Raw genomic sequence first — 19,447 nt, 5'->3', positions numbered from 1 at the left:
ATAACAGAGCCGCTTAGAAAATCTAAGCGGCTCTGTTATTATAGTTAATCCCCTTCAGGGGCGGGGGGAAAGATTATTCCGCACTCGGCTTCACCAATCCCAGTTTTGCTTCTAAACTTAAAGTTGCGTGTGGTACAGCACGTAAGCGGGCTTTGTCGATCAGCTTACCGGTAACACGGCAAATACCATAGGTTTTGTTTTCAATACGCATGATGGCTTTTTCCAGGTGATCAATATAAGTGATCTGCCTGCTGGCCATCTGGCTCAGTTGCTCCCTTTCCATACTCATACTGCCATCTTCCATCGTCATGTAACGGGCATCGTCATTATCGCCACCCATTTCATCTTTACGCGTAATCAGGCCTTGTAAATAGGTCAGTTCTTTTTTCGCAGCTTCCAATTTTTTATTGATCAGTTCACGGAACTCATTTAAATCCGCATCGCTGTATTTCACTAAAGTCTCGTTGTTTCTCACAGTTTCTATTCTTTTTTCTAATGGTGTATATCCGGGCTGGTAAGACACACTGCTTTTAGTATTGATTTTTGGAACTTTTACTTCTTTCAGTGGCTCAGGAGCCTTTCTAACTGGTTTTACGGGTGGTGTGGGTGGACCTTTTGGCTCCGGTTTTTTCATCGGAGGTAAAGGAACCGATACCGGTTTTGCCGGCGGAGCTGGTTTGGCAGCAGGAACAGGGGCTTTTGCACCATGTTTAAGTACGGTTACCACTCTTTTTATACCAGGAGCCGGCGCTGCCGTTTTTGGAGCCTGTTTAGGGGCTGGCTTGGCTGCTTTCACTGGCGCTTTGGCGGGTGCCGCTTTGGGGGCCGGTTTAGGAGCTGGCTTAACAACTTTCTTTACAGGAGCTGCTTTTTTGGCCGGAGCCTCTTTTTTAGGGGCTGGCTTTGGGGCGGGTTTAGCCGCTTTTTTAGGCGCAGGTTTGGCAGCAACCTTCTTAGGTGCTGGTTTTGAAGCTGTTTTCTTGGCTGGTGCCGCCTTTGGAGCCGGTTTTTTTGCTGCCTTAGGGGCTGGTTTTTTAGTAGCCATACGCTTTTATCCTTTTTTGTTTACTACCACTTTCAACAGGCTGTCATTTACTTCAATTTCAGTACCCTCAGTTATTTCAGGTACCCATTGTATGACATCTGCCAAAATTTCGCGGCAAATATAATCGTTATACTTAACAATGGACGGCTTAAGACTTTCAGCCTCAAGCACGGTCACGAATATACGGTCTGTGAGTTCAAAACCGCTTTCTTTCCGAATATTTTGTATCCGATTCACGAATTCGCGGGCATCTCCCTCCTGTTTCAACTCATCTGTAAGGGTAATATCCAGGGCCACAGTAAGGCTACCCTTACTTGCCACGCTCCATCCCGGAATATCTTCAGCAGCTATTTCCACCTCAAAAAGCAGGATATTCACGCTTTCGCCATCCAGATCGAGGTTTATTGAACCTTCTTTTTCAATCGTAGCAATCTCATGCTGACCAAAAGCTGTGATTAACGCACCTGCGGCCTTCATCTTTGCCCCCAGTTTGGTACCCAGTGCTTTGAAATTGGGTTTGATTTTTTTCTTGATGATTCCTTCTGTATCGGTGATGTATTCCATCTCCTTTACATTCACTTCCGCCTTAATCAGGTCTTCAATCAGCTCCAGTTGTTGTTTCATGGTTGGATTAAGCACCGGTATCAACACTTTCTGCAATGGCTGACGTACTTTAATATTTACTTTCTTACGCAGCGACAATACCAGCGAACAAACATCCTGTGCCAGTTGCATCCTTTCTTCCAAAGCCGGGTCGATGACTGTTTCATTGGCTACAGCAAAATCTGCATGATGTACAGAAACTGCAGTAAACCTTCCGGTTACCGCATTCAGGTTACGGAACACCGCATCACTAAAGAAAGGTGAAATGGGGGCCATCAGTCTTACAACGGTTTCCAGGCATTCGTATAAAGTCTGGTAAGCACTGATCTTATCCAACTCATATTCTCCTTTCCAGAAACGACGGCGACATAAACGAACATACCAGTTACTCAGGTGCTCGTCTACAAATTCTTCGATGGCACGACCCGCCAGTGTGGGTTCATAATCGTCTAAAGCGGCTGTTACTTTTTTCACCAATGTATTGAGCGAAGAAAGAATCCATCGGTCAATCTCCGGTCTTTCGGCCAGGGAAACAGGTGCTTCTTTAAAAGCAAACCCATCTACATTGGCATAAAGCACAAAGAACTGGTAAGTATTATAGAGTGTACCAAAAAATTTACGTTGTACTTCCTGAATACCGGCAAGATCAAATTTCAGGTTATCCCAGGGCGATGCATTGGTAATAAGGTACCAGCGGGTGGCGTCGGCACCATATTTTTCAATGGTTTCAAACGGATTCACCACATTGCCCAGGCGTTTGCTCATTTTGTTTCCGTTCTTGTCTAACACCAATCCGTTACTCACTACGGTTTTGTAAGCCACGCTGTCAAACAACATCACACCAATAGCGTGTAAAGTGTAAAACCAACCACGGGTCTGGTCTACCCCTTCTGCAATAAAGTCGGCGGGAAACGCTTCACCTTTATCAACCAATGTTTTATTCTCAAACGGATAATGCCACTGTGCATAAGGCATGGCACCGCTATCGAACCACACATCAATCAAATCGGGTACACGGTGCATGGGTTTGCCAGAAGCGCTTACCAGCACAATCTCATCTACATAAGGTTTATGCAGATCGAGTATTCCTTCATGTAAATAATTTTTGTTGACATCGCCACCCAATACTTCACTGGCTTTGCGAATACCTTCATTTAATTCCTCAATAGAACCAATACAAATTTCCTCTGTACCATCCTCTGTGCGCCATACCGGTAAAGGTGTTCCCCAATAACGGCTACGACTCAGGTTCCAGTCCACCATATTTTCCAGCCAGTTACCAAAACGTCCCTCACCGGTGCTTTTTGGTTTCCAGTTAATGGTTTTATTCAGTTCTACCATCCTGTCTTTTACTGCAGTGGTTTTAATAAACCAGGCATCCAAAGGATAATAGAGAATTGGCTTATCTGTTCTCCAGCAATGCGGATAACTGTGCTCATACTTCTCCACCTTGAAAGCGCGGTTTTCTTTTTTCAGTTTTACGCAGATGTCAACATTTACATCCACATAATCTTTATCGTCTTTGTAATTCTTTACATACCGACCACTGAATTCACCCAGTCCATCCACAAATTTTCCTTCCCGGTCAACCATGGTGAGTATACCGATATTGTATTTCTGTCCCACCTTATAGTCATCTGCTCCAAATGCAGGAGCTGTGTGTACAATACCGGTACCGTCTTCAGTTGTTACAAAATCGCCACACAATACACGGAACGGTTTTGCACCGGGAGTAATTTCTTCTACTACTGATGGTGAGTTAGCTTCGTATGGAAGCAGTTGCTCATAAGTAGCGTCTTCAATAGCTGCACCTTTGAATTCAGTAAGAATTTTCCAGGGTAGTAATTTTATTTCGGCATTGTAGCCTGCAAAATCTCCATTCTCTCCTTCCGGCTTGAAATATTTACCCAGTAAGTTTTTTGCTACAACAACATTTACTGAAAGATGTGTATACGGATTAAATGTATTTACCAGAACATAGTCGATATTCGGCCCAACCGTCAAACCCAAATTCGAAGGAAGTGTCCACGGAGTAGTAGTCCAGGCCATGAAGAACACTTCATCAGAACCTGCCGCATCAAAAAGAAACTGCGTCTTGTTATCCTTTATCGCTTTAAACATCGCCACTGCACTGGTATCCTTCACATCCTTGTACGTTCCGGGCTGGTTCAGTTCATGTGAACTCAATCCTGTTCCTGCAGCAGGAGAATAGGGCTGTATAGAAACGCTTTCATAGAGATAGCTTTTTTTATACAACTGACTTAAAATCCACCAGAGCGATTCAATGTATTTATTATCGAATGTGATGTAAGGGTCATTTAAATCAACCCAATAACCCATTTTGGTAGTAATATCATCCCAGATGTCTTTATAACGCATTACTGCTTCGCGACATTTCTGGTTGTATTCTTCCACTGAAATTTTCTTACCGATATCTTCTTTGGTAATACCCAGTTCTTTCTCCACCCCTAATTCTACAGGTAAACCATGTGTATCCCATCCGCCTTTGCGCTTTACCTGGAAGCCCTGCATGGTTTTATAGCGACAAACCATATCCTTCAACGTACGGGAAATAACGTGGTGAATACCCGGCATACCATTGGCACTGGGTGGACCTTCATAAAACACAAATGGTGTTTTACCCTCACGCAATGAAACACTTTGTTCAAATGCCTGTCCATCCTTCCATTTGGCCAGTATTTCTTTTTCTATGGCCGGGAGGTTCAATCCTGAAAATTCCGTGTATTTAGCGCTCATAGTCTTCTGATCGTCTTGCTTTACCTGAAATGCCCTCTCAGGCAGGTTTTAAAGGCTGCGAAGGTAAGAAATATAGGGGAGGAAAAGTGAAAAGTCAAAAGTCAAAATTGAAAAGCCAAAAGTCAAAAAAGGAAGGATAAGTTATGACTTATTTTATTGTAAATCAATTAATTACACATTAAACTGTGAAGCAGATTTCTTTTTTGACTTTTGCCTTTTGGCTTTTGCATTTTTAATCAACCCCTTCTTACCCGCTTATAAATGCGGATGGCACTCATGAGAAGCAGTACAAAAAGTAAAAGTCCAGCCAGTCCCCATACAAAACTGAGGCTTTGTTTTACCACTACGAGCATAACAATGGCCACCAGGAAAATAGTGGCCAGTTCATTCCATATCCTGAGCTGATTGGAACTATACTTATAAATACCCGCCATTTCCTGTTTAAAAATGCGGTGTAGTGAAAAATGATAGAGGTATAAAAAGACAACAAAGATCAATTTCACCAGTAACCAGGTTCCGGCAGCATCGAACAGGGTTTTATGCCAGCCGCCATGAAATAAAACAGATAATCCCAGTATCAATGTAAGCACAGCTGAAGGCCAGGTAATTCCATACCAGAGTCTTTTCATCATAACTGCAAACTGCTCGCGTAAAATTTTCTTCTCGGTTTCACTCTTCTCCCCGGCTTCTGTGGCATAAATAAAAAGCCTGGGCATATAAAACATCCCCGCAAACCAGGTTACGATGAAGATGATGTGGAGGGCTTTTAAATAATTGTACAATTTGGAAATTTGGAAATTTGGAAATTTGGAAATGAGGCAGCATTCAATATGCTGACTTCATTATCCTTTTACTTTTGTTACTTATATAAAAGTACTTATCATTTCCAAATCAGCTCATCTCCAAATTTCCAAATTGCTTAATAATGGTCCTCACCCAGGCCGGATGCGTATTTAAACATGGTATCAGTGTAAAAGATTCTCCGCCAGCATGCATAAAAGTTTCCTTACCCTCTTCCCCTATTTCCTCAATGGTTTCCAGACAATCGCTGATAAATGCAGGACAGGCTATAAGTAATTTTTTGATGCCTTCTCCCGGCATGGCTTCCAAACGCTTGTCGGTAAAGGGTTCCAGCCAGCCTTTGCCTAATCGGGATTGAAATGAAATACTGTATTTCTCTTTGGGTATACCTAATTTTTCTGCAACCAGTTTTGTTGTAACTACCAGTTGGTGTCTGTAACAGGTAGCATGAGCTGCTGAAGCTGTTTCACAACAATTACTTACCTGCAAACAATGGCACCCTGTAGTATCACTTTTACGGATATGTCTTTGCGGAACACCATGGTAACTGAATAGAAAATGATCGTATTCCAGTTCGGTGTAAGGCTTCATAGACTGCGCCAATGCATCTATATAATCTGCATCATCATAAAAAGGCTGAATAATGTTCAATTTAAAAGGATAATTACCCTTTGCATGATGTTCTTTGGCATACTCAACCGCCGTTTCATAACTGCTCATGGCATAGTGTGGGTACAATGGCAATAAAACCACTTCTTCCAGACCCGGATGTTCTTTCAACAATTGATCGTAAGCCTGTTTAGGCGAAGGGTTTCCATAACGCATGGCAATGGCAACCGGTTCTGCTATTTGTTGCTGAACCGCTTCCTGCAACTGCTTGGTAAGTACAATTAAAGGAGAGCCTTCATCGGTCCAGATACTGCGGTAGGCGGCGGCTGATTTTGGTGCGCGAAAAGGAACAATGATACCCCTTACCAGTAAACTGCGAACTATATAAGGAATATCAATCACACGACCATCCATTAAAAATTCATTCAGGTATCTTCTTACATCTTTTACCGATGTTGAATCGGGTGATCCCAGGTTCATCAGTAAAAGTGCTCTCTTCGCGTTTGTTGCCATAGACCGGTTTAAGTTTGCAAAAGTAGATGAACAATCTGCATTGCAAAAAGTTCTGCGACGATTGTTTCGTAAAACCAACGAGAGCAGGGCCCAACCAGATTTAATTTAAGTAAGAAAACTACCGTTTGTATAAAATCCTGACAGAGAAATGACAATGTAATGACGTTTGTCATGTTTTTAAAGAAACCATGCGGGATACCTTTGCGTACTTATTTGAAGCGAGACATAAAGGATCGTAGTAGTTTATGGAGAAAGGACAATTTTTTGTAGCAGGAATCAACTATAAGAAGACGGATGCAGCCATCCGTGGAGATTTTGCGATCAATCCTGACCAATACAGCAGCATTCTGAGTAATGCCGCCAAACTTGGTCTTAAGGAACTCTTTGTCTTAAGTACCTGTAACAGAACGGAAATTTATGGCCTTGCTCCCGATGCCGATACCCTCATCCACTTACTCTGCGAAGTAACCGTTGGTGATGCTGAAACATTTCTCCAGTTATGTTATATAAAAAAGGATGCCGCAGCATTAGAACATATTTTTTCTGTAGGAGCTGGACTTGATTCACAAATACTGGGTGACTATGAAATAGTGGGTCAGATGAAACTGGCAGTAAAATTTGCCAAAGAAAAAGGAATGATCGGCTCATTTATGGAGCGCCTATTCAACACTGTTTTACAATCGTCCAAACAAATAAAAAATGAAACCGCTTTAAGTGGTGGTACTATTTCTGTATCATTTGCAGCCATTCAGTTTATCCGCGAGCAATTAGCAGATACAAGTAACAAAAAAATTGTACTGCTTGGTACCGGAAAAATTGGTCGTAATACCTGTAAGAACCTGGTCGATTATTTAGATACCCGTAATATTACACTTATCAACAGAACCGAAGAAAGAGCGATAGAACTGGCAGCAGGTATGAGCCTCATGCATGCTAACTGGAACGAGCTTGAAACCGAAGTTCATCATGCCGATATTGTAATTGTGGCTACCAATGCAGAAAAACCTGTATTGAACACAGTAAATGTTAAATCAGACAGGCCAAAAATATTGATTGATCTCTCCATCCCCAATAATATTGAACCTTCGCTTGCACAGCAGCCCGGTATTGTACTTGCCAATGTGGATGATCTTTCCAGAATCAACGATCAGACGATCCGCAAACGCAGGGCTGAAGTACCAAGAGCATTGGCCATTATTAAGCACCATATGCAAGAGTTTATGGTATGGAGCAGCCAACGCCGTCATGTTCCGGTACTAAAGGCGGTGAAACAGAAATTACATGATATGCATTCCTGCGGATTATTTTTAACTTCACGCAGGGCATCAGAAGATATTAATACGGAAGCCATTCAGAAAGTGGTAAACAATGTAGCCGTTAAAATGCGCAACAGGCACCAGCCAGGTTGTTACTACATTGAAGCGATCAACGATTTCATGACCAGCAGTCATTAAGCAACGATGAATAAGGTAATCAGAATTGGCACACGCGACAGTCAGTTAGCCGTGTGGCAGGCTACATGGGTACAGAAGCTATTGAAAGAAAAAGAAATAGCTTCCGAACTCGTGTACATTAAAAGTGAAGGCGATATTGACCTGGTTACCCCATTGTATGAAATAGGTGTACAGGGTATTTTCACCAAAACACTGGATGCTGCATTGTTGAGTAATAAAATTGATATCGCCGTTCATTCCATGAAAGACGTGCCCACACAACTGGCAAAAGGCATCAGAGAAGCAGCAGTGCTGAAAAGAGCCTCGCATAAAGACCTGTTGGTGTATAAAGATGAGGCAACGCCTGAAGCCATCGGGTTCGTGAATGGTGAATGGTCAATGGACCATGGACCATTCACCATAGGCCATGGACTATTTGCCACCAGCAGTGTACGCCGCAAAGCCCAGTGGCTCAACAGGTATCCTCATCACCAGTTCGAGAACCTGCGGGGTAATGTAAATACGCGTTTACGCAAATTAGCAGAGAGTAACTGGCAGGGCGCCATTTTTGCGGCAGCGGGTTTGGAAAGAATTAATCTGCGTCCGGAAAAATCGATTGAATTAGACTGGATGTTGCCTGCACCTGCACAAGGGGCCGTAATGGTGGTATGCAGAGAGGAGGAGGAAGACCTGTTTCAGCAATGCCATCAGCTTAATCATTACAATACCGCTGTTTGCGCTACTGCAGAGCGACAGTTTTTGCGTGTTTTAATGGGAGGATGTGCCACACCTATAAGTGCACTGGCAGAAATAGTGGGTGATGAAATTGTTTTCAAAGGAAATATTTTATCACTGGATGGAAAACAGAAAATAGAAGTAAACAAAAAAACAAGCCTTATCAATGCCAAACAAATAGGAACTGAAGCAGCAAAGGAGATAACAGAAAAAGGGGGTGCTGAAATCATAAAAGCGATCAGGAACAATGGCAACTAATATATCCATATTATGCACCAGACCGGTTAAGCAGGCATTGGTAGATGAAGCAGCAGAAAATGGTATTCAGTTAGCGCTTATTCCATTGATAGATACAGAGCCTGTGCTCGAAGTCGACATTCAGCAGGAAGTGGAACAAGTAGCTTTGCAATACGCTACGGTAGTATTCACCAGCATGAATGCAGTTGAATCGGTCATCACTATGCTTGATCAGCAGGTACCTGAATGGAATATTTACTGCATGGGTAATACCACCGCCCAAATTATACGGGAATATTTCGGCGACCAGGCCATTGCAGGAACGGGTAATAACGCTGCTGATCTTGCAGATGCAATCTTAGAAGCTGGCGAAACAGATGAAGTAGTTTTCTTTTGCGGCGACCAGCGAAGAGATGAATTACCCGGTAAACTTGTTGAAGCAGGTATGGATGTAAATGAAGTGGTAGTATACAGAACCATTCCATTACACAAAAAAATTGAACAGGAATACCATGCTATCCTGTTTTTTAGTCCCAGCGCTGTAGATAGTTACTTTAGGTTAAACAAACCTGCGGATCATACTGTTTTATTTGCCATTGGCCATACAACAGCAACTGCCATCAAACAATATTCAAACAATAAAATAATCACTGCCACAATGCCGGGAAAAGATGAACTGGTAAGAAAGGCGATTAATCATTTTAGTGAGTAGTGAGGATTTTTTACTCACTGCTCACTACTCACTATTCACTCAAATCTCTATGCTACAAAACGATCTCCTCCTCCGAACCCTTCGTGGTGAAACAACTGAAAGAACCCCTGTGTGGATGATGCGTCAGGCCGGGCGTTACCTCCCCGAGTATATGGTATTACGTGAGAAATACGGATTCTTTGAACGTTGCCAGACACCTGAACTCGCCTGTGAGATTACTTTACAACCCGTAGATATTGTGGGTGTGGATGCAGCCATTTTATTTTCAGATATCCTGGTGGTGCCGCAGGCTATGGGACTGGAAGTGCAACTGATAGAAAGTAAAGGACCTTTTCTGCCTGATCCGGTCAAAACCGCAAAAGATCTTACCCGTGTTCGTGTACCGGATGTTCATGAAACATTGGGCTATGTAATGGATGCCATCAAACTGATTAAACAAGAGCTGAATGGAAGAGTACCATTGATCGGTTTCGCCGGCGCTCCGTGGACCTTACTCTGTTATATGGTACAGGGTAAAGGTTCCAAAACATTTGATGAGGCCAAAGCATTTTGTTATACCCAACCGGAACTGGCACATCAGTTATTACAAATGATTACTGACACCACGATCGCCTACCTGAAAGCACAGGTAAAAGCAGGTGCAGATACCGTTCAGATTTTTGACAGCTGGGGTGGACTACTGAGTCCACACGATTTTGAGACTTTTTCTCTCAAATATATTCGCCAGATTGTTGCCGCTGTAAAAGAGGAAGTACCCACCATCATTTTTGCAAAAGGCGCATGGCACAGCCTCGACAGCATGGCTGCAACAGGAGCGCATGGTTTGGGAATCGATTGGTGTATCAAGCCGGAAATGGCTCGTCAGTTTGCAGGCAATAATGTAACACTGCAAGGAAATTTTGATCCGGCGAAATTATTGTCGCCCATTCCTGTGATACAAAAAGAAGTAAAAGATATGCTCCGTGCATTTGGTCCGGGCAGACATATTGCCAATCTCGGACACGGCATTCTCCCCAACGTACCCGTTGACCATGCAAGGGCATTTGTAGATGCGGTGAAAGAATTTAGACATGCTTAGTGAGCAGTCAGTAGTGAGTAAAAACTACTGACTACTCACCACTCACTACTCACTAATACACGTGTATGATAAAAGAACAATGGATATCCTTCATTCACCAGTTACAGGATGATATTTGTACCGCACTGGAGAAAACGGATGGGAAAGCAAAATTTCAGGAAGACAAATGGGATCGCCCCGAAGGTGGTGGTGGACGTACGCGTGTTATAAGCAATGGTGATGTATTGGAAAAAGGCGGTGTAAATACTTCTGTAGTATATGGAGAAGTAACTGATCTGATGCGCACTCAACTAAAGATCAATGGGCATAGCTGGTTTGCCTGTGGACTGAGTCTTGTCATTCATCCTTGTAACCCTTTTGTACCTACCGTACATTGTAATTACCGGATGTTTGAACTATATGATGAAACAGGCTCAGTGATCGACAGATGGTTTGGCGGTGGAACCGACTTAACTCCTTATTATTTGTTTGAAGAAGATGTAAAACATTTTCATCAGACTTACAAAGATGCATGCGATCAGTTTGATAGTTATTTTTACCCAACATTCAAGCATGAGTGTGATGAGTACTTTGTAAACTGGCATCGCAATAAAGAGAGAAGAGGGCTGGGAGGTATTTTCTACGACTACCAGCGTCCGGATGAAACAAAAGATGTTCATTTCTGGATGGATTTTGCTAAAGTATGCGGTTATGCATTTATAGAGAGTTATATTCCCATTATAGAGAAAAGAAAACACAGCAATTTTAGTCCTGAAAATAAATACTGGCAGGAAATACGAAGAGGCAGATACACAGAGTTTAATCTGGTACACGACAGAGGAACTATCTTTGGCCTCAAAACCAACGGACGAATTGAAAGCATCCTGATGAGTCTTCCGCCAACGGTACGGTTTGATTACAACTACCAGCCGCAGGAAGGTTCGGAGGAATGGAAATTGTTACAGGCTTGTTTGTACCCGAAAGAATGGATTTAATAATGTCAGATCGCAGATGTCTGATGTAATATATCTGCGATCTGACATCTGACATCAATAAATACATCAACTATGTTTTTACAGAGACGCAATCGAATCCTTCGCCAGTCACCTGTCATAAGATCTATGGTTGCTGAAACTATTCTTAATCCGGCAAACTTTATTGCTCCTTTATTTATTGATGAGGGCCAAAATGTAAAAACAGAAATTGCTTCCATGCCCGGTTATTACCGGATGTCGCTTGATTTAACTGTAAAAGAAGTGAAATCTCTATGGGATATGGGTATTCGTTGCATTTTGCTTTTTATTAAATGTAAAGACGAACTCAAAGACAATACTGGCAAAGAAGCCTGGAACAAAAATGGATTAATGCAACGAAGCATCAAAGCCATCAAAGAGGCTGTTCCGGGCATTGTGGTAATGACTGATGTGGCATTGGATCCCTTCTCTTCGTATGGACATGATGGCATTGTAAAAGATGGTGAAATTGTGAATGATGAAACCGTTGAAGCTTTGGTGAAGATGAGCATCAGCCATGCAGAAGCCGGTTGCGATTTTGTAGCGCCCAGTGATATGATGGATGGACGTATAGGCGCCATCAGAACCGGGCTGGAAGAAACAGGTTTTACCAAAGTGGGGATTATGAGTTACAGTGCCAAATATGCATCCTGCTTTTATGGCCCGTTCAGAGATGCACTGGATAGTGCGCCAGGATTCGGTGATAAGAAAACATACCAGATGGATTTTGCGAACAGAACAGAAGCCATCAAAGAAACCATTATGGATGTAGAAGAAGGTGCTGATATTGTAATGGTAAAACCAGCCATGGCTTATCTCGATATAATTCGTGAAGTAAAAAACGCAGTGGAGGTACCGGTGAGTGCCTATCAGGTAAGTGGTGAATATGCCATGATAAAAGCAGCAGCAAAAATGGGCTGGCTGAATGAAGAAAAAGCAATTATTGAAAGCCTTACATCTATTAAAAGGGCTGGCGCAGATTTAATTGCAACCTATTTCGCGAAAGATGTTATTAAGTTGATTAATTCCTGATAGTAAATTTTTACCACTGAGTAACACGGAGTATGGCACAGAGTTGCACGGTTATCTCCCTCTGTGTAACTCCGTGGTAAACTCTGTGTAACTCTGTGGTAAAAAAATAGTATGTACGATAAAAGTATTTCCCTCTTCCAACGCGCACAACAATCTATTCCCGGTGGCGTAAATTCTCCTGTACGTGCCTTCAAAAGTGTAGGTGGCACACCGATATTCATTGAAAAAGCAAAAGGTGCTTATCTCTATGATGCTGATGGCAATCGTTTCATCGATTATATCGCTTCCTGGGGACCAATGATTCTCGGTCATGCTTATGAACCTGTTGTAAAAGCCATCCAGGAAAAAGCGGTTTTATCAACCTCTTATGGTGCACCTACTCAGTTAGAGATTGAAATGGCCGAGCTCATTAAAAGCATGGCGCCTAATGTCGATCTCATTCGCATGGTAAGTAGCGGAACTGAAGCCTGTATGAGTGCTTTGCGTTTGGCGAGAGGATATACCGGCAGAAATAAATTCATCAAATTTGAAGGCTGTTATCATGGCCATGCCGATGCTTTTCTGGTAAAAGCCGGAAGTGGCCTGGCTACATTTGATATTCAAACGGTGCCGGGTATTACTGGTGGTGTTTCTAATGATACACTCACCTGTGCCTATAACGACCTCGAAGCAGTTCGTTCATTGGTGTCTACACATAAAAATGAAATCGCTGCCATTATTATTGAACCCGTTGCGGGCAATATGGGCTGTATCCTCCCACAACCCGGTTTTCTGGAAGGACTAAGACAGATCTGTAATGAAGAAGGCATTGTTTTCATTTTTGATGAAGTGATGACCGGTTTTCGTTTAGCAGCAGGAGGTGCACAGGAAGTGTTGAAGATAGATGCCGACCTGATTACTTACGGAAAAGTGATTGGTGCCGGTATGCCCGTTGGTGCTTTTGGTGGCAAGCGCGCCATTATGGAAAAAATTGCACCGCTCGGTAATGTATACCAGGCCGGCACACTGAGTGGTAACCCCATTGCCATGATTGCCGGTTATACTTTGTTACATGAACTAAAAAACAATCCGTCTATCTACCAGGAATTAAACGACAAAACGGCCTACCTGCATGATGGATTGAATAAAGTACTGGCTGCATCAGGTACAGCTTTTGTTATTAACAGACAGGGATCCATGATCAGTATTCATTTCAGTGAACAACCTGTTACTGATTTTGCATCGGCCGCTGCTGCCAATAACAGCTTATTCAATAAATATTTCCATGCCATGCTGAAACGTGGTATCTACTTACCACCTTCTGCCTATGAAAGCTGGTTTTTGAATAATGCGTTAAGCTATGCCGATTTAGATGCAACCATTCAGGCAACGGCTGAAAGTCTTGCAGAGATTCTTTGATAGTGAGTAGTGAATAGTCAGTAGTGAGTATTTTTCTACCACACACTCACTACTCACTACTCACTATCTTTACCCCATGAAAATCACCTTCTTCTCCTCGCAACCATACGACCGTACTTTCTTTGAGCGGTTCAATGACTCACTGGGATTTGAGTTGAATCTTCTTGATATGGCATTAGATGAAAACACATCTTCTCTTGCTAAAGGATCAGATTCCGTTTGTGTGTTTGTGAATGATAAAGTAACAGCTCCTGTTATTGCTTTATTGAAAGATTATGGTATTAAAGTGATCGCGCTCCGTTGTGCAGGCTTCAATAATGTTGATATAGAAGCCTGCCGCAAACACGGAATCCGTGTTTGCAGGGTGCCTGCCTATTCACCCGAAGCTGTTGCTGAACACGCAGTAGCCATGATACTTACCCTCAATCGTAAAACACATAAAGCCTATAACCGTGTTCGTGAACAGAATTTCTCATTAAATGGATTATTGGGATTTAACCTACATGGCAAAACAGTGGGTGTTATCGGAACAGGAAATATTGGTCAGGCATTTTGCAGAATCATGCTAGGGTTTGGTTGCAGGGTGAAAGCTTTCGATTTGATTGCCAACAGGGAGATGGAATCCATCGGGGTAACTTATCATCCCCTGATAGAAGTATTACAATCCGATGTCATCTCACTTCATTGCCCATTAAATGAACAGACCCGACACCTAATTGGTCCGGAAACGATAGACTATATAAAAAAAGGAGCCATGCTCATCAACACAGGTCGGGGGGCACTGATCGATACCAAAATCATGATTCAGGCACTCAAAAAAGGGTATGTAGGCGCACTCGGACTGGATGTATATGAACAGGAAGAAAAGTTGTTTTTCAGGGACTTATCAACCAATATCATCCAGGATGATGATATCCAGCGCCTGATGAGCTTTCCCAATGTGCTGATCACCGCTCACCAGGCCTTTTTCACCGATGAAGCCCTGTCTCAAATTGCTATTACTACGTTAAATAATGTGTTGCAATTACTAAAAAATAGTAATTTGAAGGATCAGGCTGCGTTATTGGTTTAATTTTAGTCTATAAGAGTATACTAAAGAAAAGGCATTATGAATAAGTTCACTTCCAGATGGGTGCTGTTTTTATCCGTTGTTTTGTTCTTTTGGGCTTGCCAGAAAGAGGTGAGCAAGGAAGGAACAGGACTGGGCGGTACTGCTCAGGGTTCATTAACCGATAGTTCGGGTTCCTGTAAAGATGCAGATGTAAGGGGAGATTATGTGATCGATCAATCATTGACCGACAGTAACTATGTGATTATCAAAGTGAACTTTACACTCCAGGGTAAATACAAGATATATTCTGATACGGTTAATGGTATGTGGTTTATTGATTCCGGTTTTGCTTTAACAACCGGTCCGGCAACAGTAAAACTGAAAGGTTATGGTAAACCCATCCTGCCTAACCGTGCCGATTTTGTGCTCACTTTCAACGGAAGTTTTTGCGCTTTCTCTGTAGTATCGAGTACAACCGGCGGATCATCGGGCGGTGGAACAGGCACAGACTATTTCCCCAATACTTTAAACTCTAACTGGACCTACGAATACCTGCCTAAGCTGGGTACACTTGATACTTTCAGGGTAACAGTAACAAACCAGACTGTTTTGTTTGATAATAAAGTATTCAAGCAGTACGACACCAACCCGCTTGGCGAAGCATATTACTTTTCTAAAGACAATGCAGGAAATTACTATGCATTGAGTACCACAGATTTTGATTACCTGTTTATTTTCGATTCCATACCAGGTACATTTATTTCATACCCATTCCTCAAAGACAATGTAGCAGTGGGTGTAACCTGGGAAAGTGCAGAGTATGGAAAAGTGAAATTTGGTTCTGAAGTAGGTGTGAGTAAAGCTGTTTTTACCATCATGGGTAAGAGCATCAGCTATTCAGTTTTGGGCACCACTTATTCTGATGTAATCAGTGTAAAAAGAGATATTCAATTTAAACCCGATGGCGGTAGTTATCGTTCACTCATAGAAGGAACTACTTACTATGCAAAAGGAGTGGGTATGGTTGATCAGGTGATTCCTGCAGCTAACCAATCAGTTTCACTAAAAAGAAAGCAGGTGTTTTAAAAAATATAATCCTGTCAGCTAACAGATATTTTTAGCCACCTATTCGCAAATCAAAACTTATTTCTGCGAATAGGTGGCTACTATTTTTACAGTATGTTTTGTGATTAAAATATCTGAGTCTTATCATCTACTACAGACTTCGTCTCCACCGTTGAATGTTTTTCTTCTTTATGCTGTTTGAAAAATTTATTCTGGAAAAGCAGGATAGCAATTACACCGGTAGAGATGGCGGCATCGGCCAGATTGAATACCGGGCGAAAAAATTCAAAATCATCTCCACCAAAAAAAGGCACCCAGGCAGGGTATTTAGCATCGGTGATGATGGGGAAATAAAACATATCTACCACTTTACCATGTAACAAACCGGCATATCCTCCTCCGGATGGAAACAGTGTTGCTACATTCTGTGTAAAGGGATTACTCTGTTCAAAGAGGAGCCCATAAAATAAACTGTCGATCAGGTTACCCAGTGCACCTGCATAAATCAGACCTGCACAGATCATAAAACCTTTATGGTAATTTTTCTTCAGGAAATCACGCAGGAGAAAAGTTCCCCAGATAACGGCTACTAATCTGAACAAAGTGAGTGCAATTTTACCAAAGCCGCCCCCAAATTTCCAGCCCCAGGCCATCCCTTCATTCTCAACAAAATGCAGTCTGAACCAGTCACCCAATACCTTATGCTCTTCACCGGCATAATAATTCAGTTTGATATAGAATTTTAATGCCTGATCGGCAACAATGATGATGAGAATCAATAAAAACAACTGTTTTCCTTTCACTTCCTGATAAATTTATACTGGGCAAAGATAGGGGCTGAACAAACAACTATAATGATGCTCCCCGGAGAGCTATGTTAAAACAGGTTTACTCCTCTACATATATCCGCTTCACCCGCTGGCTGATGCCGGTCATGATTTCATAAGCAATGGTACCCGTAACAGCCGCCAACTCCTGCACGGGAACCTGTTTGCCAAATACTTCCACTTCATCACCTTCCATGGCTTCGGGTATATCAGTTACGTCGATCATTGTCATATCCATACACACATTGCCTATTACAGGCGCTTTTTCACCTTTCAGCCACATGTAACCATTGCCATTGCCAAGGGCCCGGCTATAACCATCGGCATACCCAATCCTTACCGTGGCAATACGGCTGTTTCTGCCGACAATGCCTTTACGGTTATACCCTACTGTTTCGCCTTTCTGCACGCTGCGTATCTGAGCAATGGTTGATTTAAGAGTGATCACTGTTTGTAACGACAGCTGCTGCTCATTAGCGCTATCAACACCATATAAACCTATACCCAATCTCACCATATCAAACTGGTATTCAGGGTGACGAAATATTCCGGCAGAATTTGCAATATGTTTAATAAATGAGTAGCCCAATACCTGTTGCAAAGTGCTGGCTGCTTCTTCAAACCTGCTCACCTGATGATGTGTAAAATCATCGAGCATAGGATTTTCACTGGCTGCCAGGTGACTTAATAATGATTTTACCACCATACTGCCGTGTTGATGAATCAGGCTGGCCAATTCACCGGCTTCATTGATTTCAAAACCCAGTCTGTTCATACCCGTATTGAATTTAATATGCACCGGGTATTGCCGGATGGCCTGTTTGTCGAGGAACTGGTGAAACAAGGAGTAAATACCAAAGGAATAAATCTCCGGTTCCAGGTTATATTGAATCATGGCATCAAAACCGGCTTCGTCTACATTCATGACCATGATAGGTAAACTTATACCTGCTTTGCGTAATTCAACACCTTCATCGGCATAAGCCACGGCCAGGTAATCTATTTTATGAAACTGTAATATTCTTGCCACTTCTGCTGTACCACTTCCATAACTAAAAGCTTTTACCATCGCCATTACCCTCGTACTGGGTTGTAAAAGCTGCTGATACGCTTTCAGGTTCTGAGCCATCGCCGTAAGGTTTACTTCCATTACGGTTTGATGTACTTTCTGTTCCAGCCACTGGCTTATTCTTTCAAAAGAAAAAATACGTGCCCCCTTCAATAAAACATATTCATCCCTGAACTGGTTTAAAGAAGCAGTTTGAAGAAATATTTGTGTTGATTCGCAGCAATCAATCTGCAATCCGTAAGCCATTTTTTCCAGTTCCGGTTGCAGGGCCTTTATAGCAGGTCCAATACCAATCAGTCTGCTTATGCCTCTTTTACTTAACTGCTGCAAAATACCTTTGTACAATACTTCAGCACTTTGTCCACTCTGCAGAATATCGGAAAGTATTAGTGTTGTTTTGTTTTTTCCTGCCTGTTGTACCAAAAAATCCAGGGCCAGTTCAAGTGAAGCTGTATCGTTGCTGTAACTGTCGTTCAGCAGGTAGCAGTTATTTACGGCTTTTTTCAACTGCATACGCATATCTACTGCTTCAAGCAATAACATACGTTGTTGAATCCATTCATTCTTATAGCCATTCAGCAGCAGCACACACCAACAGGTAATGGCATTATCAACAGATATCCTGTCTGCAAAAGGAATCGTAATCTGTATGTTTTGCGATTGCCATACAGCATTGATTAATGTTTGCTGTTGTGTATGTTCTTCTGAATGAATAACCAGATCGGCATCACCCATCCGGCTCCATGCAAACAGGCGAATATCTTTCCTGAACGAATCCCTGTTTTTACCCGCAGGATCGAAAGAAGCTTCAATGGCATCTTTACAGTATACCAAACTCTCCGAATCTGCAAAGAGTCTGGCCTTTTCTGCTGCTTTCTCTGCTTCATTACTAAACCCTTCAGTATGGGCGGCGCCAATATTCGTCCATACACCAATCGTTGGCTGTATAATTTTTTGCAACGCACCCATCTCACCTTGCTGTGAAATACCCGCTTCAAATAGGCCTATACTGTGGGTGTTATTTAATTGCCAAACACTTAAGGGTACTCCTATTTGCGAGTTATAGCTCCGGGGACTACGAACAATTTGTTCTTCAGTATGCAATAATTGATACAGCCACTCTTTTACAATAGTCTTACCGTTACTGCCAGTGATACCAATTACCGGAATATGAAAACGGCTGCGATGATATGCAGTTAATACTTGCAAAGAGGCTAATACATGGGGCACTTCCAGAAAAACAGCCTGTGGAAATTTTTCTTTTTCCACCATTCCCTTTTCTACAACAAAAGCGCGTAAGCCTCTTTCATATAATTCAGGAATAAAATCATGCCCGTTTCTGCGGGGACCAGCTATGGCAAAAAATAAAGTAACATCTGCAAAAATCAGTTTACGGCTGTCTATGAGCAAATGTGAAATAGTTGTTTCGACTGACGGAATTTGGTCAGCATGAATAATGCGGGCTATATGTTGAAGTGAATACGACAATA

Annotated in this window: 15 protein-coding genes; 9 read left to right on the top strand and 6 right to left on the bottom strand. The window is 42.3% G+C overall.

The features are described from left to right. Positions 1-73 precede the first annotated feature (73 nt). The 4 genes from KXJ59_RS06250 to hemH all read right to left on the bottom strand — a co-directional run bounded on the left by KXJ59_RS06250 (position 74) and on the right by hemH (position 6,328). On the bottom strand, positions 74-1,045 hold the full coding sequence (locus KXJ59_RS06250; protein ID WP_295202216.1) for a TraR/DksA C4-type zinc finger protein: 972 nt from the start codon (positions 1,043-1,045) through the stop codon (positions 74-76). 6 nt (positions 1,046-1,051) lie between these two features. Continuing rightward, a complete protein-coding gene (gene ileS / locus KXJ59_RS06245; RefSeq protein WP_295202215.1) occupies positions 1,052-4,405 on the bottom strand; it encodes an isoleucine--tRNA ligase in 3,354 nt (1,117 codons plus the stop codon). A 236-nt stretch (positions 4,406-4,641) separates the two neighbouring features. Continuing rightward, positions 4,642-5,187 (bottom strand): CopD family protein, encoded by a 546-nt coding sequence (locus tag KXJ59_RS06240; protein ID WP_295202213.1) that lies wholly within the window; start codon positions 5,185-5,187, stop codon positions 4,642-4,644. Between the two features lie 109 nt (positions 5,188-5,296). Beyond that, on the bottom strand, positions 5,297-6,328 hold the full coding sequence (gene hemH / locus KXJ59_RS06235) for a ferrochelatase (protein ID WP_295202211.1): 1,032 nt from the start codon (positions 6,326-6,328) through the stop codon (positions 5,297-5,299). Between the two features lie 245 nt (positions 6,329-6,573). Here hemH and hemA point away from each other — a divergent pair, with 245 nt between their 5' ends. The 9 genes from hemA (at position 6,574) to KXJ59_RS06190 (ending at position 16,082) form a co-directional block, all read left to right on the top strand. Beyond that, positions 6,574-7,782 carry a glutamyl-tRNA reductase gene (gene hemA / locus KXJ59_RS06230; protein WP_295202209.1) on the top strand — a complete coding sequence of 403 codons (1,209 nt, stop codon included), beginning with the start codon at positions 6,574-6,576 and terminating at the stop codon, positions 7,780-7,782. A gap of 6 nt (positions 7,783-7,788) precedes the next feature. Further along, positions 7,789-8,754: a hydroxymethylbilane synthase gene (gene hemC, locus KXJ59_RS06225; RefSeq protein ID WP_295202207.1), complete on the top strand. Its 966-nt coding sequence runs from the start codon at positions 7,789-7,791 to the stop codon at positions 8,752-8,754. Then, positions 8,744-9,445 (top strand): uroporphyrinogen-III synthase, encoded by a 702-nt coding sequence (locus KXJ59_RS06220; RefSeq protein WP_295202205.1) that lies wholly within the window; start codon positions 8,744-8,746, stop codon positions 9,443-9,445. Before hemC ends, KXJ59_RS06220 begins: the two co-directional genes overlap by 11 nt. A 49-nt stretch (positions 9,446-9,494) precedes the next feature. Further along, the gene (gene hemE, locus KXJ59_RS06215; RefSeq protein ID WP_295202203.1) at positions 9,495-10,523 is read left to right on the top strand and encodes a uroporphyrinogen decarboxylase; all 1,029 of its coding nucleotides are present in this window, start codon (positions 9,495-9,497) and stop codon (positions 10,521-10,523) included. A gap of 65 nt (positions 10,524-10,588) precedes the next feature. Continuing rightward, entirely contained in the window at positions 10,589-11,497 is a 909-nt protein-coding gene (gene hemF / locus KXJ59_RS06210) for an oxygen-dependent coproporphyrinogen oxidase (protein WP_295202201.1), read from the top strand. Positions 11,498-11,569: 72 nt separating this feature from the next. Then, positions 11,570-12,547: a porphobilinogen synthase gene (hemB, locus tag KXJ59_RS06205; RefSeq protein WP_295202200.1), complete on the top strand. Its 978-nt coding sequence runs from the start codon at positions 11,570-11,572 to the stop codon at positions 12,545-12,547. A gap of 111 nt (positions 12,548-12,658) precedes the next feature. Next, complete coding sequence (hemL, locus tag KXJ59_RS06200) at positions 12,659-13,945, top strand: glutamate-1-semialdehyde 2,1-aminomutase (protein ID WP_295202198.1); 1,287 nt, start codon at positions 12,659-12,661, stop codon at positions 13,943-13,945. A 76-nt stretch (positions 13,946-14,021) separates the two neighbouring features. After that, positions 14,022-15,017, top strand: a complete 996-nt coding sequence (locus tag KXJ59_RS06195) for a 2-hydroxyacid dehydrogenase (RefSeq protein WP_295202197.1) — start codon at positions 14,022-14,024, stop codon at positions 15,015-15,017. Between the two features lie 36 nt (positions 15,018-15,053). Continuing rightward, entirely contained in the window at positions 15,054-16,082 is a 1,029-nt protein-coding gene (locus tag KXJ59_RS06190) for a hypothetical protein (RefSeq protein WP_295202196.1), read from the top strand. Positions 16,083-16,186: 104 nt separating this feature from the next. Here KXJ59_RS06190 and KXJ59_RS06185 read toward each other — a convergent pair whose 3' ends face one another. Both KXJ59_RS06185 and KXJ59_RS06180 read right to left on the bottom strand, forming a co-directional pair. Beyond that, positions 16,187-16,864, bottom strand: a complete 678-nt coding sequence (locus KXJ59_RS06185) for a lipoprotein signal peptidase (RefSeq protein WP_295202194.1) — start codon at positions 16,862-16,864, stop codon at positions 16,187-16,189. A gap of 85 nt (positions 16,865-16,949) precedes the next feature. Further along, positions 16,950-19,445, bottom strand: coding sequence for a bifunctional UDP-N-acetylmuramoyl-tripeptide:D-alanyl-D-alanine ligase/alanine racemase (locus tag KXJ59_RS06180; RefSeq protein WP_295202192.1), 2,496 nt, complete (start codon positions 19,443-19,445; stop codon positions 16,950-16,952). Positions 19,446-19,447 lie beyond the last annotated feature (2 nt).

Source organism: Sediminibacterium sp. (assembly GCF_019264485.1).
In the GTDB taxonomy this organism is placed as follows: domain Bacteria; phylum Bacteroidota; class Bacteroidia; order Chitinophagales; family Chitinophagaceae; genus Sediminibacterium.
This window is presented reverse-complemented; position numbering and strand designations above follow the sequence as displayed.